A 17,462-nucleotide genomic window follows, 5' to 3' on the forward strand; every position below is an offset into this window, starting at 1 on the left:
TCACTTTGGGACATTCTGAGGAGAATTTCAGTTTGAAATGGATCGGAATCACTTTTCAAACAAGTTATAGAATTTATCTCTAGTTCTGGAAATTGATAATCCATGTCTGCTTCGAGGTCTTGTTCTAAACGGCGTAAATTTCCAGAAGTATTTTTTTCATGGAGGTAGTCTAAGCAACTACAGCCAATTTTTGGATCATAGCGTTCGCCTTTAGGAGTTGCCAGGTATAAGAAGAATCTTTGCTTGAGTTCGTCTTGACCGCTAATCAGAGCTATGTCTCCTGTTGCATCGAGCTCTAAATCTAAGCTGGAATGACATTGCCCATGTCCAGCTGAAATGTCTAGGTTTGTTTTAATATCATAATATATAGTTGACATAATAAATCCTTTAGTATCTAGCGTGCCAGTAAACAGTTTGTGTTGTAGTTACACCCGAAAAATCTACCGTAAATGTACTTGATCCTATACTTGATGGTGTTGCTATCGTGCCTTCAACGCTGGCCTGGACAGTCACCCACCTTGGAGTAATCTTTAGGCCGTGAGCAATAGTCTCAGCATCGGCGACCGAACCATAACCATCAGTTTCCAACCCTAGCCGATATGTACCCGTGTGACTTACGGTAGCCGATGCTGAGATGATTATCGCACCGTATCCGTTCGCCCCGCCAGTGCACGAGAATAGTTCTAGTGTCACCCCACCGGCAGCCGCCAGAAGATATGCGGCATCATCGTTTGTAGTGAACTGGCAACTATGGAATCGATACGTGTCACCTGTAACTGGCAGGATGCAATGAGACTCAGAAATTATATTACAATCATGACATTCTAAAGTATTTACGGTACTGGCGACACTCACAATCCCGCGCAGTCCGGTAATCTTCACATCGGACAAGTTAACTTCAGCATGTTGTAGCCAAACGGCATAATTCGTTGCCGGGTTTGCTCTAATAAATCCGCCGTCTATGAAAATATTCCCAATGTGTTGTATCCATAGTGCACTATGAGAGGTCTCCCTAGCATCTATGTGCAGGTTTGAAATCTGTATGACCGAATCGTCATTAAACGTTTCGCTTTCATAACTGAAAAGGTATAATCCTCCCTTCCTTATATCTATATCAGAACATGTTATGCTTCGTCGGCCTGATGTATACGTGTCGATTGCCAATCCGATCTCGGTAGCATAATATCCGCAATTATACGAGATCCATCCATTCAGCGTACACCTCTCGGGGTTGTCGATCTGATCGTAGTAAGCATTATCGTGTGAATAAATGCTCTTGAAAACCCCATCTACCTCCCATCCCGCACCATGATTTCCAGAATAGAATCCGTGACAGGCGGAATTTTTGAACTCCAGGTCTTCGTACCTAGCGTTGTACCTCATCGATCCAGCCAGGAACAGGCCCGCTCCATCGTAATACCAGATGGTCTGACCAGATACATTTCCGTCGAAGGTCATTCTTCGCAGAGAGAAAGCGGTGTATGCCACTCCGAAACCACCGTCGGAGTAGGGATGGTAAGCGTACATAATCAGGGCCGGGTGATCGGTGTAGTGCTGGCCAGCGGCAAGCATCAGGATGGTTGCCCCGATCCCAGCGCCTGTAATATGCATATTCTTCGATATTGGCAGAGCTACATTGTAGGTCAGATATCCGGCTGGCCCTGCGGTGCAACTTGTGGCTGCGTACAAATAGTACGTCCCAGATCCGATATAGAGCGATCCATTCGCCGGGCAAGCAGCTATAGCTGCATTGAGGACCCTCGTGTTGGTAGTCGGCCCTATTGTCCCCGAATCTATTATCTCGTGCGTCCATCCATTTTCAGCTATCGTGAGGCCGCCGCTCTGGTAGACTATGACATCATAGCCAGAAAAGATATTGTGTGTATGCCCATTTTTGCTTAGTGCTACCCACGGACCCCATTCCGTACCCGATAATATACCTCTTATGTAGATATTATCATGGTCAGTAAATCCAAGTTGTCGTGCATTGCCACCCGACCAGTCTGACCAGTTGCGAATTGTCAAAACGGTGTGATAAACTCCGCCATCTGAAAGTCCATCTACGGTATTCTCTCGAAATTCTAACTTAGCTCCCATAGTATACGATTCTGGAATTGGATCAACACTACGATTGTCGAGTGATGACATTTCGTAAGTCTTCATTGCCAGTTTCAGATTGTAGAAAGAAAGTTTCCTGGGGACATAATTATTTGCACTATCTAATATTTGGAATATATCAGCAGATAATGGTATTTCTTTTACCGAAGAGCTGTAAATCTCTGCTTGTGGCCGGAATCGTACCGGCAGCAGAGGGGCTGCGCCTTCGGCGTTGTAGTAATGAGCTGTTATGGCATCCGCTGTCAGGGTGTACAGGCCGCCGCCGCTGACAGTCAGCCGAGTATTGCTGGAAACGACATTAACTGCCGTGATGAGGAAAAACTTGGCACTGCCGCCTTGAATAATATAAATCAGTGAATTAGGAAAATATTTTGAAGATAGGTCGCCAGATATTTGAATTGTGTTTGCAGAATAATAACTCCAACTTTCGCTCACTCAGACCACCCTCCACCGCAACAAGATCCTCCGCCGTGCGTCAAACTCCCATCAACTACGAGGTTGCCTGTTATGTGCACAAGAGGCGTATTTAATTCAATTTCCTCGCTTGCTATTTCATCAATATAATCAATACCATTGAGTGTTATAGTCTTTGTAGTTCCGTCTATCCAGATGCTTGACATTCCAGATAAACTGCTTAATGTTATGTTTCCGTTTTTGAGTATTTCTATAAAAGAATTTTTGTCGAAGTATTCCATTTTGGTAGCGAAATCAACACTATCATCTGAATTTGCAACCACAGAAATGCGGGCTCCTTGAGACTCAGATTCAAAAGAAGCTTCTTCGTGTTCTGCGTGTATGTCGATTGTTCCGGCATGATCAGTACTTGATTCATTACCTCGGAAATTTATATGACCACGTTTACTGTTCTCAGAGATTGCATTTCCAAAGCGGATATGGCCAATACCTTCGGAATATTCAGAAGAAGACGTTCCAGCTGGGTTTTCATCATCTGACTCTAAGCGTAAGTAGGAACCACACCGACTATGCCATTCTGCTCGACTGTTATAAGCTTCCTCAGATTCGGTTTTTGTTGAGTACTGTTTAAACCATTGTTCACCGCTACGTGGTACTGAATCAATTATTTCACATAGTCGGCAAGTTGGTTCAGCGTCACCCATCTGACAGTCCCAGATAAACATTTCGTCGCGGCCTTTGCCACCTGCAGCACCAGTTACTGGCCCATGAAACAATTTCCTACAAATCGGCATCTTGCCTTGTGGGTGATCCTTATAATCCATGTTTTTGTCTTCGGTAGGACGCAACCACTGGCACCATTTCCAGACTTCGTCGTACATCGCGTCCTGGGATGTAGGTGCGCGAAACGGCGGAGTTTGATATGTAGTGTTGACGGGACCTAGAATTATAGGTTGAGTATTATATAAGAACAAAACTAAAACTAGATCGCCAACTCGTGGTGTCCACGGGTGACCGAAGCAATTTCCTGTAAAATCTTGTATAACTATTTCATAGACGTGCTGAAGTTTTTTTGGGTCAATGTTCTTTTTTGCATCCCGGACTTTTACCGTGACCGTATTATAATATTCCGGATGATCTGGACTATGACACTGCACGCCGGGCCGTCCGAATCTGTCAACTTCCACAACTGTACAGTATTCAATTTTAAAGAGATTCTGCATCCAACGTTGGACACTATTTCCCATTGAGGTCATCGGACCAGATGGCATTTAGTCCACCAGCCCGAAATACCGACAACGTCTAGCAATTGCCCGTAACATTGAGTATGGCATCTCTACGTATTTTTTAGAAAAGTCTTTGCCTTCGACTAGCATCCAGAATTTGTGATTTTCAAACTTGACGTTGAGGTGATGTGCTAACACATATTCAATGAATTCTTCATCTGTCATGCCAGTGTCCTCAGAATTTTCAGGAACTTCGGTCGTCAACGTATTCTCTTGTATTTCTTCTTGCTCTGACCATCTTCGTTCGGAAGCATCTCGAAATTCTATACTGATTCTGGTTGGAAGTTCAGCTAAGTCGAAGTGTTCGTAGTGATCTGAAGTGGTCTTTGCTCGGACAACATTGCCAGACTTGTCGCAACGATAGACCCAGGTAGTAGTACCATCGCCATAAAACGAATATAAAAATTTATCGCTCATTAATACATCGACTTCCAGTTGGCTGAGTTCTGATTATTTGTAGACTCTATGTTCTTAATTTGTTCGGCAAAGTGACTAGTGACTTCCGCAGGAGTAGCACTATATTCAGAGTATTGTACTAAAGTATTCCAGAGATCACCAGATTGTCCATATCGCCAGCGACCATTCTGAAAAACAGCTTGCCATAGTTGACCGTCAAGTGCTTCATATTCGTCTGTTTGTAATATAACTCCGCCTTCGGATGCCGTCAATTCATTACCGTGATCTACGTCGATACGTGCTACTTCCAGATGAGTTATGATGCCAGCTGAACTATATTCAACTTCTTTCTTACGAACTCCGCCATAGATCCAGACTAAATCACCAGTAATTATGTCCGGAACCTGGAATAATACTAGTCCATATATCTTTGGTATTCGGTTTGCAACAACGACTTTTATATCTCTATCTCTATATTGCTTGAAATTTTCGTCTTCGATTTCTGCTTCGATATCAACTTGGACAGAGGTTAAATTAGAATCATGAGTGATATCTGCTTCTATTCTGCCGTATTTTGATATGCCGTCGAAGTCTTCATATGTTGCAAATATTTCGTCTTTCACTGATGTTGGTATGGCTCTTAGTGTGGGATCTAAGTTAGTGGTTCCTGCAATTACGGTTACTACTGTAGCATATCCAAATATTGTTGAAGTGTCTGCTGGTTCTAGTACATATGGATCTAGGAACATTGTTTCGGTATAGGATTCTGAATCTACTAGCACCACATATACGTTGTCTTCAAAATCATGACCAAAATAGAAACTCTCTTGGTTGTCCTGAGCAATACTTCGCAAACTTTCATTACCAGATAGATCCGATGGAGTATAATCAGACTTTTTAAGTTGTGATATATTCTGTCGCAAATTTAATATTTTAATTTCTTTATCAGTGGCATCGGAAATTTTATCTATTGTATCTTTCATTTTGGTTTCATATCCATCGTCTGGAGACCAAGTTTCGTCGTCAAAAGATCCAGCTGCTTCAATTGAAATGCAACCAAATGTTACCGTAGCTACTTCATTATTATATTTTGCATCTGACATGAAGCCCTGAAAGATCATGTAAGTACTGGTTTCCACGCCATTATCCGTATTAAAATCTATTGCTGCTTGCGACCAAATAGGAGTTACCCGTGGAACCCAGTGATATGACGATATTTTCTTACCATACTTTTGGTAATTGTTGTTTAGGGTGACTACGCAAGATGCTTGTTCGTTGCCTTCGTCGTAGCCAGAAGACATTGTAGCTGTAATACTAATGATATCTTTGGATACGATGTCTCCGCCAATCATTGTATACGTACGGATGCCTTGACCTAGTCCGGAATTATTGTCGGCTATCGGATCTTCGTCGTCATTTGCTGTAGTAACCGGATTTGTAGGTACAGGATCTTTTTCTTCAGTTAGATTGACCGTGCCCCATGTAAGCAAAGCCATTTTCAAGGCAACTGGTGGAGTCTCAACATTAGTTACATATTCTTCATATTGTTGGATTTCTTCATATAAGTAATTGTAACCTTGTTTATACCATTCACTTAATTTGTCGTTACTTTCTGGAGGAGCATTCGGACAGAACTTCGTAATAATAGTTCCTGGATATTCGGCTGGATGAGCTTCGATATATTCTGGTATTGTCCATGAAACCATATTTAATCGTTCCTTTCTTTTAGTTTCATAGAGCATACGAAATAATGATCATTCTTTCCTTCCTCGGAATTAGCTGTAAATGACTCAATATACATGTATGCGGATTTAAATGGAGTCCTTAAGTAATATGGGCCAACGTCATCAATCATTTTTTGTATTTGTTGGACTCTAGTATTTGTAACTATCTTAAAATCCATATCACATTTCCATAAGGTCATTTTGGATGTTCTGCAAGTCTTATGAGATGGCCATGGAATTTCATGAGTCTTGATTATATTTTCTTTTGACCAGGATATTCTAGTTGGATTTGGCTGTCCTGAAGAAATATCACCACTTTCATCGGATGCGGCTATTTCTTCATTGAAGGCAAAGGATCCTAATTGTATTGTAAATGCCATGCTTAATCGTTCCTGTATTATTTTATCTTATTTATATTTAGTATGCACCATAAGTTCTGGTACACTTACCAATGATGTTTTTTACGGCTCTTTCAAATTCGAAGTCATCCAGGTAACGTCCTCTATTAGATCCAGCAGGTGCATTATATGTCATATGGACTATATAGGTTGGATTATTACTTTCTGTAGTGACAGTTTCAGATGATAAATTTTCTAAAAGCGAAATTAAATTGGAGTTACTTGCAATCTCGGCAGGTATAATAGGTTCACCGACATGTCCGTAAAGAAGACCTTCTTTAGTTATCTCGCCACCGGAAGCCGCTTTCTTTACTTTACTATTGCCAAATAATTTATTATAGATTCCTTTTGCTGCTTCCCATCCATATTCAAGTGACGTTAACGTAGACCAATCTGCTGCAGCAAATGCAGGCATTCCTTCTGCAAGATTTTTATTTGTATTTTCAGCATGCTCTTCTATTGCAGTATTTAATCCTTCGGAAGCACCTTCTGCTATAGTTGCTATACTAGTACCGCCATTTAACATACCTTTTGGATGCTTTAGATCTTCTGCTATTTTTTTAGCTTCTTCTAGCATAGGACCTGTTATGCCTAATGCTGTAGCCATTTCTGGAGTTACAGATTTATCTCCGGATGTATATTTTGCCAAGTAATCTATTTGTTCGGTTGAAAGACCTCTAAGGGACGTACCTGGATTTGCTCCAGTAGCATAATCTTCGACGCGTTTTGATATTTCAGATTTAACTGATTCTGTTAGCTCAGAACCAGTTTTGCCTGCTCCACCGATCAGAAAACTTACTAAACTTTCTATTTTATCCCAGATTCCTTTAAGGGGACTATAAATATATTTATAAAATAGTCCTGACATATACTCTACGAAGTCCTTAACTTTCTTTAGTAAGTCACGGATTTGTTCGGCAAAGTCAATTAACTTATATAGTGGAACACCGAGTAATCTTATTATAGTCGTAATAAAATTAGTGCCGGAAAATACTTCACTTAAAGCTCCTTTTATTCCACTTGCACTGAAGTCCCATTTAATTGACGGTAACTTGATGTCCGTTAAAGTTTTCCAGGCTCCAGAAAAGTCACCAGAAAAAGCTTTCTTAAATGAATTAATGATTGGCTGTAATATGCCGAATTTATTGGCAATTAGAGCAAGTACTCCGACAATAAGTAATCCAGCCGCAACAAATGGAAGTAGCGGAGATAATGCAGCCCATATTCCTGCAGCTAATCCATAGGCTCCTACGGTCGCAACGCCTTCTGCGCTAGCTAGTCCTAGGAGGCTAGAAATTCCAAGTAAATTAGCAGCGCTATTTGCATATGATGCAGCAGTATCCCAGACTTTCGCTCCGATTAATCTTAGTTTCGAAGCAACCGACATATTTTCTGCCGTAAGTATACCATAAAGAGTTGTAAGATGTAACGTATTTGCTACGATTAGTGCTTTTGATGTTGCAATTTCAATTAATTTTCCAGCAACTAATTTAATTCTGGTTGTAATGGAAACATTTTTAATAGCATTTGACATTTCTTCAACTGATGCTTCACCTGCTTTCATACCAGTTGCAGTTAAGGTTGCTTCTGCTTCTGCATATGTTACAGTAGCATCAATAGCTTTTAATGTAGTACTTATTTTTAAAGCCGCATCAACTGCTTTCATCAACTTCCACAATGGTGTCATGACACCAATTACTAAACTGAATGCCGAAGCCAATGCCAGAGTGGCTCCCATTAAGCCAATTAGAGCTGGTAGTCCTGGTATTTTAGATAATTTTTCTACAACAACAGCAATTACATTCGTTAGAGAAACAAGTGGTCCAGCAATACTATCTCCAATAGCATATTTTAGTTTGCTTATATTAACTTCTAATTGTTCCCAAGGACGCTTTTCCATTTCAACTTTCATGTCAATAGTGGATCCTTTATCCGTAAGGGCTTTGATACGAGATTTAGCTGACTTGAATTCTTTGCCTTCTGGATCCAGTCCCATGGCTGTAGCAAGCTTAATGCCGAAACGACCTTGCATCTTTCCAGTTTGCATTGACACTCGTTGGATTAATTGTTCAGCTGATCCGATCTGCTCTTCTCTCATTAATTCTTGGTGAGCGAAATAGAAGTCTCCGACCGCATCAGCTAGATTAAGTTTTTCTTGGCCAGTACCTTTAAAATATTTGCCACCAGCCATTAAGGTTGCATAGAGTTCTTTTACGGTGTCTTGTTTTGTACCCTCACCAGCTTCTGCCTGTTCTTGCACAAATTTATCAAGTTCTTCGTAGGATATTCCAAGTCTTTTATTATTTTCAATGGCTTCCTTAATTTGATCATTGATCAGTTTGGTCTCTGCACTGGCTTTCCATGTTAAACCAGATATAGATCCACCGATAGCAATACCGGCTAAGGACGTGGCCATATTTTGAATGCTGTTTTGTAAATCGGTCAGAGAAGATTTAACGTTTCCAAACGCAGATGACATTTTACTTGTCAATGAAGTCGTAGCCGAAGAGACTCTATCAGTGCTTCCAGATAGTTTGTCCATGCTACTAGCTGCTTGAGACGGACCAGTAACATCGACTTTTTTATTAGACATACTGTCTAATTTTTTATTAATCTCGTCGATCCGGGCTTCTGGATTACCGGCGATCTCGACTAAGATGCTCACACTGCGTGCAAAATCAGAAATACAAAGTCACCTCAAAAAAAGTTATTTATTTTTATTCACCATTGATAGCCAACGTTGTTTAGCACTATCACTACAAGTATCGTACTTGAAGTTTTCTGGAAGTTTACCTTTAATTGCTCGGATAAACTCCTTATGACTGTAGGTTTTTGGAGTTTTTTTACCAGACTTAGCTAGTGCTATAATTTCCTGCATCTTGGATATACAATCAATCTGCAGGCGCGTTAACTTGCCAATCGAATAATTGCTTATTCTGTATCCACTATAATGGAGCCAGACAAGTTTTTGGCCTTCTGGCTCTTGAAAAAATCCGATAATTCCTGGCTACCAACTGTCGAAATATTAATGACTTCACGACCAATTTCTATGAGGGCGTTACCCATCATGAGTTCGAAAACTTCCAAAGTTTTCTTTTTACCTGGTTCATCGATGTCATCAATTTCCACTCGTTCATGAAGAGCTGGATCTACGATGCCATAACGACATGCCTCAAGCTGCAAAATATAATTATCCGAAAGTTTTGGGTCAGTAGTTGAGAATCCAGCATCCTCAACAGTCTTAAATACTTTAGCAATTTCTAGCTCACTAAGTGGTTTAATTTCAACGTCTTCGTCATACGCGGTTAGATGAACAGTCTTTCGGAATTTGGTTCCTTCTAAAATTAATTCTTTTGATATCATGTTTTACTTTCCTTGCTTTATATACTATTTTATATTATTTATTTCGGTGTTCTATACATTGCACTGAAGGAGTATTTAGTCGAACAAGTGGATCCAACATTACCAACACTCAGGGAATCTCCGGTTAGTAGACATCTCTTAAATGTAACGATACCAGTATCATTAGCTGAAATTGTAGTAGGACCATTTTGCATCGAACGTTCATAATCTAGACCGGTATCACTTATTACTATGTCGAATTCTCGACCAAGGCCGCTATTTTCGTATGTTAAATTCAACTTAATTAGGTCCATCCAAGCTGAAGGATTTTCGGCGGCAGACACCCACCAAGTACCAATTTCAAAATCGCCTTTGTAGTCAATTTTACCTTGGGTTTGTCCGTATTTTTCGTGATTACCTGTACCATACTCTGGAGTCACGTCTGTTGATTTTTGAACTGATATAGACTTCAGTGGTATTGTATGTTCTCCGCCAGATGATTTAAATCGTATGCTAATGTCACCAGGATCTTCTGCTACAATTGTATATGAGCTTGCTGTTTCTACCATTATTTTACCTCGTCAAATATTAAAAAATATAGTACGGTTCGGGTTACTCGTCAGCTACTTCCGTGACTACTGAGGTATCTTCGTTTTCGTTCAGGATACCTACTGCAATTGTTTCATCAATACGTTCAATATGACCAATGTTTTCCATGCTGATGTCTACGAATACTTTGCCAGTATCGGTGTCAGATGGATAAACACTAAGTTTGTAGGCCCGGATATTTTCGTTACGTAAGAGATCTTGTAGTACGGACTCTATCGAAGCCTTCATAGAGGCCATTACGGCATTGGTACGCTTTTCATGGAAATATTGCTGGGCAATTTCATTTGAACAAACAATAACCCAATTGATTGTACGATTATCTACTGTCCGTAAGAATTGCCAGGTCTGATCCGTAGTAATGCCTACGTAGGGTCTGATACCCCGGGACTTTATTATGGCGTCGACAGATGCATCAGTTGCCTGGGTAAGAGTGTCAACTTCGTCTTGATCGAATGTATTCAGGAGGCCGTTTAGACCATTCATTGCATTGCGGGGCAAAGCGGCACTCTCACCAATTGCTACTGCAGCTTCTTTTCCGGCACGAGCGCAAGCAATATTTTGTATGGTTGAGGAATTATCCCAGCTATTACCGACGATAGTAAGTAATCTATTTGAATAGCCAGAAGCCAAATCCAGCAATTGATCTACGGACAAGTTAGGAGCAGCAGCCACGAAACACTGGCATGGATGGAACTTATTCGCCATTTCGGTTGCCCAACCGTCTAGAACTGGTATCAGATCATGGGTGCCTTCTTCTACTTCATACTCGGTTAGGCAGGCGCATTGTGGGGCTCCAATTAGTTCAGCTGCAGCATTTCCGCCAACCCATAGAGCAGATTCCCAGTCATCGGTTGTAATAGATGTTCCGTCTAGTCCACCAGTCAGTCCATATGTAACATCTGCGTCTATGTATGGTAGATGGGTTTCTCCTACAACTGCTTCTGCTGTAACAAATCCAATTGAATTTAATCTGGCAACTAATTTAACCAGACTCGATATATTATCATATGTATAAGTGGTCTCGTTATCAGAAACGACAATCTTGATAGTATAATATTTCAAACTATATGTTATTAGGGACGTTGCCGCAATAGCTGTTCCAAAGGTCAGGCTACCATTTACAGTGTCTACATATACTTGATCTGCGGAAGGTGGGCTTGTATAAGTGATTTCGGCTTCAACTCCAGCTACCTTAACCCAGTTAGCAGAATTCTGCATTAGGTTGGCATAGCTAGTGTAGTAGGGGCCGACCGTGCCATCGCCGGGCAAGCCATAATACGAGGTTTCCGTGGCTTTATAACTTCCCTGCAAAACCTTTACTGTTAATGCATTACCCCAGATACCAGGAGAAGCTGCATTGATAGTAACAACGTCATTTGGAGATGCAAGACCGTCATCTAAAGTAACTGTTGCTGTTGCATGATTTGTTCCAAGAACTCTGACAGCATATACTACTGGCGCTCCTTGAGCAAATATTAGTTCTACTGCGTCTTTTAGACCACCAGAATAGAAGTAGCTCTTTGCTTCAGACGAGCTTGTCATTACGACAGCTTCATCTACTGGTCCTCGAATAGATCGACCAACAACCAGGACAGTACCTTTGCCTACAATGACGGGGACTGGCCCAACTGTCTCTAGTTTAATGATCAGTCGGACAAATTGATTAGGATTTCCATATTCAACCATAAAATTTACTCCATAAAATAATTCTTATAATACTTCGATCAGAGTGGTCTTGACATTGTAACCATCCTTGAAGTATTTTTGATAGACTTCTTTTGATATCTTTCCAGCTCGATAAGCCGAATAAACGCTCATTTTGCGTGGATCCATGATTTTGTAATTATCGTTTTCCATAAGATATACCTTATAATATTTATAATCAAATAAATGCTTGAATGCTATTTTACGTCTACGAGATTAGAATGAGTGACCAAAAAGTATAAATACTGGAAGCCATTAAATCCTTTTATTATGACGATAAGAAAAAATCCGTTATCCTGGATACTAGCTTCGCCAGGACTGTTCTTCATTTTGGTAGGATTGTATAGCTTCTGGTTATGTATTGTTGACTCAGACCATTTGATATATTTTGGCCTGGGTCTAATATGCACATCTCTAGGTTATATATTCGCCTGGAAATTTCTATCGACTAACGCGCCCTAATCTACTATCAGTATCATGTCAGCCGAATATGTTACTTCAGTGCTACCAGATTGCAAAATAATGTCAAATACCGCATTCGAATACCAACCGCGGACACATATCGACATTTCATACCATGGAGGATGAATATCAACTAATTCTATGTAATCAATTGGCTCGTAAGGTAGACCAAAATTGTATTCAATTGCATGAATATTTGGTGTATCGTCGAGAACACTAAATTCGTATTCTACCCGAAAGTCGAATGCCGCAGGATAAATCCAATGCTCATCGGATGCTTTTGCTTGAAATGGCGGTAGATAGTTAACTTTACCAGAACCAGGTACGACTTTCATATAATCAGCCGGCCAATAAAGTCCCAGACGGTATAATTCAATTTCGGTTTGTAGGTCATATAACATTTGGTCTAGGACCTCTGGAGTATCTTGGTCAGTTTTTGATGTCGTGCTCTCAGCCATCAGAATTATACTGATGGAAGCTTGTTGATGTTGACCAATCCATTCACGAGCATCTCCATTTATACCGAGGTAATCTTTTCGAATAGGTCCAGCTGTATTCGGACCAGTTCTAATTCCTTCTGAAAGTATTGCAAGACGCATCGACGGAAATGTATAGTCATCGTTGCCCAAGCGATCTTTCCGAAGTTTCTTTACGGTCAGATCGGCTAAATCAGTCGGAATTGCGTCTAGTAACCTAGCTCGTTGCGTTATGGACATCATTACGGAACGACCTCCTGAGTACGTGAATCATAAGGTACATACGGAATATCGTCATAGCGGATGTCCGGAGCTTGCGGAGTATATTTCGCTACTGTAGTCAGGATTTCTTTTACATGATTATCGATTAACTCGATGGTTGCACTATATAACTTGTCAACGGAGTCAAAAAGCAACGTATCGTAATATATACTAATTGGTACAGATTTCAGTAATGGTAGTTGAATTGGGCAATTAAATAGGTTGCGACTTGCTAGTACTAAATCTTCTTCAAGTGTCCTTTCAAATGTATCTTGTAATAATTGACTAACTAAATAGTTTTTCGACATATTTTTTTTGTTAAGTATATCAAATAATCCGTCTTTTGTTTTCGTTTTTTTACTTAGCAAGTCAACTAATAAATTCTTGGTCTTCATTTCTTTTATTAGGATGTCTCGGACAGAATTCTTGGTTTTTCTGAACGAAACCAATAAATCCTGATCAGACGAAATACATCGTACTGTTTTATTATATTCTACAATATATTTTCCGGAGTTATGACAGGCAGCACCTACCCAAGTCGATTTAGTCCAATACTCTTCATCCCAGACTTGTTGACCTTTCTCAGATATAATTTCTTGGGTTGGATCGCCTTCATATACGGTAACATTACTGTAGTTTAGCGAATTCCACGTCCAACCAGCATCAATGGAATATTTTACAATCGGACGATTATTGGAGTCATAGCTGCATACCACAGCTAATTTATCTTTTTCTGAAGAACCTGGTCTTAACACGTCATAAGACGATATTATGCCGCTATCCAAATTAGCAAATGGCAACGTGAATATTGTTTTCCAAGCAAATCTAGTATTGTTATTTCTATATAATTTACCAGAATAAGCATACATTACTTGATTCGTATCGAGTTTGAGAACCCTCGCCATCAGGCAAACATCATTTAGCGTAATGCCGCTAGTATCCGTCATTACTAACTGCAAGATCCTGGTATTATATAGTGGACTAAATAACTGAGATCCACCCCAGCCCTGAGTACGGGAACCATTCCAATAAGCCCAATAATCTCCTCCCCAACCTTGCGGATGGGTAAACCATGTATTTCCAAGATCTTCCGAAACATTTAGGTATGGTCCAAATCCTACAAAAAGAGTCTGTCCTACACCTGCTAGTGCTGGATATGCCCAGCCAGACCATACAAAATTCTTGGTTTCTTCCGGATCATGGACTCCTTTCGACGTCCAACCTGTTTTTGTCAGTACTTTACTCCATGAACGAGCAAAATCGTAAGAACGCCATATAGATGTCCCATCATGGGCAAATAATACATCGTCACTTATATTAATTACAGTCTTACAGTTGGGAGCAAACGTAGATATAGCAGTCCAAGTATAGCCTGAATCTAGCTTCGACTCTATCCAACCAGCGGAGGTACTTGCAATTACCCAGCCATAATCAATTAGATTTAATGTATATATTTTCCCAGGTAAATTATATACTTGTTTCCAGGACTTGCCCATATTTTTGGTACGGTATATCGAATACGATCCATCCAGCATTTTGACAATACAAATATGGTATTGACCGAAGACGTGAATTGGTTGCTGAATCTCGTCTATTGCCCCGGGAAATGGCTCAGATTTCCACCAATCCGCAAAGTTTGTGGTGTCAAATGTACCAAGAATAAAGTTTTTTCCTTCTGCAATAGAAAGTACAACAGGTCTCAATTTATGCACCAACCAAAGTTATTTGCATTGTCGATCGCTTTGGAAACGATTGTTTGTTCAAGATATCACAATCTATGCTAGCTAAATAAAGTCTCGTAGCAATATCAAAATCGATGCTAGCTGAATTGTGGAATACAGACATTATGTCATTATGATAAATACGACGTTTTGTAATCTGAGATATTAGATCGAACGTCGGAGACTTTTCCAGATCATTCTTCGTTACGTATCCATTAGTTGTATAAGGAACATTGATGTCGTCTTTTTCTGTTATCATGTCCATGAGCAGATTCTTAACAATAGTGCCAAATAACCCAGTATATATAGAATAGTTTTTATTATTATATGACCGTATCAATGATCCCATCAATAAAGTTTTCTGGAAGTACTTCTGCAGGGTAATGTCATCGCTCGTGCTACAGACATTTTGAAATATTTCAATTAAGTCACATTCATAGGTGGTATCTTTATTTCGATGCCGTATTGCCAGATAATTATTATATGGCAGCCATATTGGACCATTCATTACAATATCGAAATATAGGTCAATAAATGGCAACATTAAGTCATATGACACACCAGCAGCTAACATCTGAGGTATAAGTATGGCTAAAGTATTTTGTTTTTCTCTCGCAGTCCTCATAGCCGTAATGGTATCAAATGTTATCTTTACGTTTGCAGGCCAGCTAGGATCGACATTAGTAGATTCTTCCCCAATAACATTATCTATGATAGATTCACAATTAGCTTTTGTTCCAGAACTGTTCAGAATATTCGTACGAGTTTTCAGTCTATCTCGGTAAGACGTATCATCTTCATCTGATATTCTAGGAAGATCATAAATTTTGCCCCATGCATTATCAAGTTCTTCGTCCCAGGCATAATCTAATTTCAGAGCATTTGTCATTGTTTCCATTTGTCGCCATACCGCATCAAGAATTTCGGCATAAGATTTTACAATGGCATCTATGACGCTCGTGGAAGGAATTAAAGAATCCCGTGATGGCCGAAGTATTATGTCGAAATCCGCACTCGCTAAAGTTTTTAACAGTGATGTATTTATCTGGTAATTTTTACTTAGATCTGATCTGGCAATTGCTAGCAGTCCATTATAACTGGTGGTTAGCAATTTTTTTAGTAATATATCGTAACTTCTATAATTATAGTATCGTATTGCACCGGGTGGATCTTCTAGTGGTTCAGAACCAGCGAATATCGTCCACATGTCCATTGCATAACTTTTAGATAGGACAGAAAAAGAATCTCCAATACCAGGAATTTCTCCTATTGCTGTTTCACCGATTAACATTAGTCACGCTCCCAAAAAATTATATAATTAAAGTTCTACGGTCAAATCAGGCTGCAAAGATTCTACGTCTATTACATCTTTTCGGATAATAATCTTAAATTTCCCTGCAACTTCAATAGCATAATCAGTATTTTCAATGACGTCCTGAATGCGTTCCAAGTATCGAGTTCTATTAAGGCCATACGGAATTTCGCAGTAAGGACAATTTGTTTCGCCGCGAGCATTCTTTTTAACTAAGTCCTTATTTATGTTATGACGACCGCATTGTTTACATGACCATTCGTCTGTTTGACCGCAATTTGGACACTGAGCCCACTTCTTGCTATCCATATGTTTCCATTGAGTGCCACATGTCTTACAGTAAAAATGGTTTGTCAGCTGAATTTCGTTGTCCCAGTAGGCTTTTATTTTGTCCGATGGTAAAATATTAAAATTCCAGACAGGTAATGGTACTGCAACGCCTGGGATTTTGTTAGCCTGCATTGCAGTGGCTACTTCAGGACTTATAGGAGCAATGACTAACTTGGTTAATGGGACATTCTCAGTTTCCGTCCAATGCTGTTGTTTACCTTCGGAAGTGAATTGCGGTATAAATTTTTCTATATTATTTTCGTCCCGATAAATTTTAATCCATTGGTATTCAATAACGGCAGACATTTTTATAATCTCGCTTCATCAAACATTTTTTTGACTGTATTATTTACCGTTTCCTTTAGATCTTTATTGAGATCTTTAATTGCCTTGCTTACAGCATAATCATATATGTATTGGTTGACTGGAATTAAATTATCTAACTTGCTTTCTGGAATATCCCATGGTTCCTTACTGTTCGTAAAATAATATCGATTAAATATTGTTTCGGGTACTTCCGGTATTGCAAACTCTTGCTGGTATAAAGTACAATCCTTAAATATTTTTAGAACTTTCGGACAACAATCAATATGTTTTTGTCGTATATAAATATCAAAATGAGTATTATTTTCATATAGTTCTTCAATAAGGTCTTTATTAATTTTAGTATTAATAAAAAATGATCCGACTTCCATTACACCACAGAATTCGGATCCAAATTTTTCCAAAAAGAACTTTCTGAGTGGTATAGTATAGCCGGTTGTTAGATCTGGTAATATTACTTCGGTACTATTGGTCTGCAGCCATTCTGGTATGATTTGTACTATGGTGTCGCCTGGTTTCAACGAAAATATTGTTTCTTGTTTATCTTTCATAATTATCCTTGGTTCTCCTTTGTTTTAATTTTTC

General features: G+C 39.6%; 16 protein-coding genes. All 16 read right to left on the reverse strand.

Features of this window, described 5'->3' with window-relative positions:
• Positions 1-377 (reverse strand): hypothetical protein (locus PHO71_RS23025; RefSeq protein WP_300208088.1); only part of this gene is annotated, 377 nt, incomplete at its 3' end.
• A gap of 10 nt (positions 378-387) precedes the next feature.
• Positions 388-2,553 (reverse strand): hypothetical protein, encoded by a 2,166-nt coding sequence (locus tag PHO71_RS23030; protein WP_300208091.1) that lies wholly within the window; start codon positions 2,551-2,553, stop codon positions 388-390.
• Positions 2,550-3,779, reverse strand: coding sequence for a hypothetical protein (locus PHO71_RS23035; RefSeq protein WP_300208093.1), 1,230 nt, complete (start codon positions 3,777-3,779; stop codon positions 2,550-2,552). The genes PHO71_RS23030 and PHO71_RS23035 overlap by 4 nt, the downstream gene beginning before the upstream one ends.
• A 24-nt stretch (positions 3,780-3,803) precedes the next feature.
• Positions 3,804-4,235, reverse strand: coding sequence for a hypothetical protein (locus PHO71_RS23040; RefSeq protein WP_300208095.1), 432 nt, complete (start codon positions 4,233-4,235; stop codon positions 3,804-3,806).
• A complete protein-coding gene (locus PHO71_RS23045; RefSeq protein ID WP_300208097.1) occupies positions 4,235-5,920 on the reverse strand; it encodes a hypothetical protein in 1,686 nt (561 codons plus the stop codon). Before PHO71_RS23045 ends, PHO71_RS23040 begins: the two co-directional genes overlap by 1 nt.
• A gap of 2 nt (positions 5,921-5,922) precedes the next feature.
• A complete protein-coding gene (locus PHO71_RS23050; protein ID WP_300208099.1) occupies positions 5,923-6,318 on the reverse strand; it encodes a hypothetical protein in 396 nt (131 codons plus the stop codon).
• A gap of 37 nt (positions 6,319-6,355) precedes the next feature.
• Entirely contained in the window at positions 6,356-8,929 is a 2,574-nt protein-coding gene (locus PHO71_RS23055) for a hypothetical protein (RefSeq protein WP_300208101.1), read from the reverse strand.
• Positions 8,930-9,267: 338 nt separating this feature from the next.
• On the reverse strand, positions 9,268-9,699 hold the full coding sequence (locus tag PHO71_RS23060; protein WP_300208104.1) for a hypothetical protein: 432 nt from the start codon (positions 9,697-9,699) through the stop codon (positions 9,268-9,270).
• Positions 9,700-9,737: 38 nt separating this feature from the next.
• Positions 9,738-10,247 (reverse strand): hypothetical protein, encoded by a 510-nt coding sequence (locus PHO71_RS23065; protein ID WP_300208106.1) that lies wholly within the window; start codon positions 10,245-10,247, stop codon positions 9,738-9,740.
• A 43-nt stretch (positions 10,248-10,290) separates the two neighbouring features.
• Positions 10,291-11,973: a hypothetical protein gene (locus tag PHO71_RS23070; protein WP_300208108.1), complete on the reverse strand. Its 1,683-nt coding sequence runs from the start codon at positions 11,971-11,973 to the stop codon at positions 10,291-10,293.
• A gap of 24 nt (positions 11,974-11,997) precedes the next feature.
• Entirely contained in the window at positions 11,998-12,144 is a 147-nt protein-coding gene (locus PHO71_RS23075; RefSeq protein ID WP_300208111.1) for a hypothetical protein, read from the reverse strand.
• Between the two features lie 305 nt (positions 12,145-12,449).
• The gene (locus PHO71_RS23080; protein WP_300208113.1) at positions 12,450-13,172 is read right to left on the reverse strand and encodes a hypothetical protein; all 723 of its coding nucleotides are present in this window, start codon (positions 13,170-13,172) and stop codon (positions 12,450-12,452) included.
• Positions 13,172-14,902, reverse strand: a complete 1,731-nt coding sequence (locus PHO71_RS23085; RefSeq protein WP_300208116.1) for a hypothetical protein — start codon at positions 14,900-14,902, stop codon at positions 13,172-13,174. Before PHO71_RS23085 ends, PHO71_RS23080 begins: the two co-directional genes overlap by 1 nt.
• Entirely contained in the window at positions 14,895-16,202 is a 1,308-nt protein-coding gene (locus tag PHO71_RS23090; RefSeq protein WP_300208118.1) for a hypothetical protein, read from the reverse strand. Before PHO71_RS23090 ends, PHO71_RS23085 begins: the two co-directional genes overlap by 8 nt.
• 27 nt (positions 16,203-16,229) lie before the next feature.
• Entirely contained in the window at positions 16,230-16,859 is a 630-nt protein-coding gene (locus PHO71_RS23095; protein WP_300208120.1) for a hypothetical protein, read from the reverse strand.
• Positions 16,860-16,861: 2 nt separating this feature from the next.
• Positions 16,862-17,428: a hypothetical protein gene (locus PHO71_RS23100; RefSeq protein ID WP_300208124.1), complete on the reverse strand. Its 567-nt coding sequence runs from the start codon at positions 17,426-17,428 to the stop codon at positions 16,862-16,864.
• Between the last annotated feature and the right edge of the window lie 34 nt (positions 17,429-17,462).

It is taken from the genome of Bacteroides sp. (assembly GCF_028690125.1).
Lineage (GTDB): Bacteria > Bacteroidota > Bacteroidia > Bacteroidales > Bacteroidaceae > Bacteroides.

Coding starts and splice junctions, on each gene's coding strand:
- PHO71_RS23090 (WP_300208118.1), bottom strand. CDS start 16,202: ATGTTAATCGGTGAAACAGCAATAGGAGAAATTCCTGGTATTGGAGAT.
- PHO71_RS23035 (WP_300208093.1), bottom strand. CDS start 3,779: ATGGGAAATAGTGTCCAACGTTGGATGCAGAATCTCTTTAAAATTGAA.
- PHO71_RS23050 (WP_300208099.1), bottom strand. CDS start 6,318: ATGGCATTTACAATACAATTAGGATCCTTTGCCTTCAATGAAGAAATA.
- PHO71_RS23095 (WP_300208120.1), bottom strand. CDS start 16,859: ATGTCTGCCGTTATTGAATACCAATGGATTAAAATTTATCGGGACGAA.
- PHO71_RS23080 (WP_300208113.1), bottom strand. CDS start 13,172: ATGATGTCCATAACGCAACGAGCTAGGTTACTAGACGCAATTCCGACT.
- PHO71_RS23070 (WP_300208108.1), bottom strand. CDS start 11,973: ATGGTTGAATATGGAAATCCTAATCAATTTGTCCGACTGATCATTAAA.
- PHO71_RS23065 (WP_300208106.1), bottom strand. CDS start 10,247: ATGGTAGAAACAGCAAGCTCATATACAATTGTAGCAGAAGATCCTGGT.
- PHO71_RS23045 (WP_300208097.1), bottom strand. CDS start 5,920: ATGGTTTCATGGACAATACCAGAATATATCGAAGCTCATCCAGCCGAA.
- PHO71_RS23040 (WP_300208095.1), bottom strand. CDS start 4,235: ATGAGCGATAAATTTTTATATTCGTTTTATGGCGATGGTACTACTACC.
- PHO71_RS23055 (WP_300208101.1), bottom strand. CDS start 8,929: ATGTCTAATAAAAAAGTCGATGTTACTGGTCCGTCTCAAGCAGCTAGT.
- PHO71_RS23100 (WP_300208124.1), bottom strand. CDS start 17,428: ATGAAAGATAAACAAGAAACAATATTTTCGTTGAAACCAGGCGACACC.
- PHO71_RS23060 (WP_300208104.1), bottom strand. CDS start 9,699: ATGATATCAAAAGAATTAATTTTAGAAGGAACCAAATTCCGAAAGACT.
- PHO71_RS23075 (WP_300208111.1), bottom strand. CDS start 12,144: ATGGAAAACGATAATTACAAAATCATGGATCCACGCAAAATGAGCGTT.